This window comes from Phormidium sp. FACHB-1136 (genome assembly GCF_014697375.1).
In the GTDB taxonomy this organism is placed as follows: Bacteria; Cyanobacteriota; Cyanobacteriia; order Phormidesmidales; family Phormidesmidaceae; genus Nodosilinea.
Window position 1 is genome coordinate 1 of the sequence record NZ_JACJRS010000214.1, and the last position, 2,731, is coordinate 2,731.

General features: G+C 48.0%; 3 protein-coding genes. All 3 read right to left on the minus strand.

Annotation, left to right across the window (positions count from 1 at the left end):
• Positions 1 to 403 precede the first annotated feature (403 nt).
• On the minus strand, positions 404 to 1,543 hold the full coding sequence (gene hypD / locus H6G62_RS26620; RefSeq protein WP_190500795.1) for a hydrogenase formation protein HypD: 1,140 nt from the start codon (positions 1,541 to 1,543) through the stop codon (positions 404 to 406).
• A 117-nt stretch (positions 1,544 to 1,660) separates the two neighbouring features.
• Entirely contained in the window at positions 1,661 to 1,867 is a 207-nt protein-coding gene (locus H6G62_RS26625) for a hypothetical protein (protein WP_190500797.1), read from the minus strand.
• Positions 1,868 to 1,920: 53 nt separating this feature from the next.
• Positions 1,921 to 2,731: hypothetical protein (locus H6G62_RS26630; protein ID WP_199325268.1), on the minus strand; the 811-nt coding region annotated here is incomplete at its 5' end.

Sequence of the window (2,731 nt, forward strand, 5' to 3'; positions counted from 1 at the left end):
ACGCCAAGGCCTTGAGGTGTCGCAGATCCCGACGATGGCTATATTGACGCAGCAAGGACAGCACTTGATCATAGAGACAGGTGGTGGCTGGCATGGCAAAGACCCTGAGATATGCAATTCCAGCGTCTCATGTCACCTCACCTTTTCCCCCTCGCAGCACGAGGTTTCAAGCCTTTCACCCACTTCTGTCAGGCAGTCAGGGCAGATGGGCTTCCCCCTTTTGCTACAAGGGCGTTTGAGAAGGGATCCCCTGTAGCTTTAGTCACCCACCGATCCCCCTAAATCCCCCTTAGAAAGGGGGACTTTTACCCCCCTTTTCAAGGGGGGCAGGGGGGATCGGCACCGCTGCTACAAGCAACAGGACTTTTCAACCATCTTCTAATACCTCGCAGACGATACCTCCCTAAACCCGGCTCATCGGTCGTCGTTCCGTCGCTAATCGTCCATATTTGTAATAAGCGGCGCAGGCACCCTCGGAGGACACCATGCAGGCTCCTAGCGGGCTTTCCGGTGTACAAGCCGTGCCAAACACCTTGCAATCCCAGGGCTTTTTCACCCCCTTGAGGATGTCGCCACAGGCACAGGCCCGATGATCCGCCACCTGCCGACCGGGGAGGGCGAACTTTTCCTCCGCATCCCACGCCGCCAGAGCCGAGCGCATCTGCAACCCAGATGAGGGAATATCCCCCAACCCGCGCCAAGCAAAGGTGGGGCGCACCTCAAACACTTCAGCCATCGCCCGCATGGCCACGGCATTGCCCTGGTCGTTCACCAGGCGGGTGTACTGGTTTTCCACCTCACAACGGCCCTCCGCCAACTGCCGCAGTACCATCCACACCGATTGCAGAATATCCAAAGGCTCGAAGCCCGACACCACTACGGGTTTGCCATAGTGGGCGGTGATCACGTGGTAGGGATCGGTGCCAATCACGGTGCTCACATGCCCCGGCCCCACAAAGCCATCCAGTTGCAAATCCGGGTTATCCAGCAGCGCCTCCAGGGCCGGAACCACCAAAACATGGTTGCTAAACAAACTAAAATTCATCACCCCTTGATCCCGCGCTTGCAGCACCGTGAGGGCCGTACTGGGGGCCGTGGTTTCAAAACCAATGGCAAAAAAGACCACTTCTTTGTCAGGATTTGCCTTTGCCATGGCCAACGCATCCAGCGGCGAATAGACCATGCGAATATCCGCCCCCTCTGCCTTGGCCTGAAGCAAATTGAGCGTTGAACCGGGCACCCGCATGGCATCGCCAAAGGTGGTAAAAATTACGCTGGGCTGCTGGGCAATGGCGATGGCATCGTCCAACCTGCCCTTGGGCATAATGCACACCGGACACCCTGGCCCATGCACCAATTCAATGGTGGGCGGCAGCAAATGCTCTAAGCCAAACTTAAAAATAGCGTGGGTGTGGCCCCCGCAAACTTCCATGATTTTGATTGGGCCAGTTCGATTCTGAGTTAACTTTTCTGCTAACTGGGTAATATCGGCTAAAACACCTTGGGCCTTAACTGGATCGCGAAATTCATCAACGTATTTCATGGGTAGAATCTAAGAAAAGAGTTGTATTTGAAAAAACGTAGGTTGGGTGGCGCGACAGCAGAACCCAACAAAGCTAGATCTAGCTCTGGGTTCCACTTCGTTCCACCCAACCTAAACCTACTTTTCATCTTGTTTAGAGTCTTTCTCGCGATTGATCCAGCGAGTTGATTGACTGCGCTTTGATGACAAGTTGACCATTTCTTTTCCGCTTTCAGCTTGCTGCTTTTGTAAATCAGAAAATAGGGCTTTCAAGTCATAGTTAAATGATCGCAGGTATTCTTCTCGAATTCGATGAATCTCTTCCACGATTTTGTCTTGATGCATTATCTAATCTCCATTTTCTTATGAGAAAGATAGCCAGATAGATATAGTAATCTTTATTCAGAAACTGTCAACTCTTCTTCAAAGTCATCTATCAAGTTGGATTGTTTTTGTTGATCTATGTCCTGCTTGATTATTCTTTTCTGAAGCTCCCGGCTAACAGCCTTTGCTCGTTCTTCAAGAAAGAGATCATAGTTGTCATTCCAAACGCCAAAGAAAGTTAAATCATCTATCAGATGAGTTTTCATTGTTGCATCTAAATCCGGATTAATTTCACGAAATTTAGACATGTACTGGAATGGAGCTTTAGCCCTGATCTCTCGCTTGTTGAGAAAATCATCTACTATTGTAATATTTAATATGTGATTAATATAGAATTCATTATAGTGGTCAAGCTTTCTCAAATAAGCTTTTGGAAAAAAGTGATGATAATTCTTGCTGTTACCCTGCTTTAGCCAGTAATTACTAATATTCACTATGGAATTATCATTAAATGACTTGGGTTGAAAATAAACGTATATGCACAGAATAGCTTTAATGTAACTTCTTGCAGCACTGAACCATCCATTGTTTTTAATAAATTCTTCCGAAGTGTCAATTGACCAGTCATAGCTAGGAAGATCACCATTGAGAATTTGATCTATTCTTTTCACATCCTGTGCCATTTTACTCTCTACGGCTGACGAATAACGTCCAGAAAGTGAACATCTCCAGAAAAAATCTTCCAATAGCTTTGATTTCTTATCCATTGGTTTATCAGCTGGACAGTGGGAAGTTCTGTATCCGGTAGCGGGACGCCAAGAAAAACGGACATGAGCTGAGTCAATCGACCCATCATGTCCGAAACTGGCTGATGTAAAGCCTTTC

Excerpts from the sequence above, each read along its gene's own strand:
- H6G62_RS26625 (WP_190500797.1), bottom strand. The coding sequence starts at position 1,867 with ATGCATCAAGACAAAATCGTGGAAGAGATTCATCGAATTCGAGAAGAA.
- hypD (WP_190500795.1), bottom strand. The coding sequence starts at position 1,543 with ATGAAATACGTTGATGAATTTCGCGATCCAGTTAAGGCCCAAGGTGTT.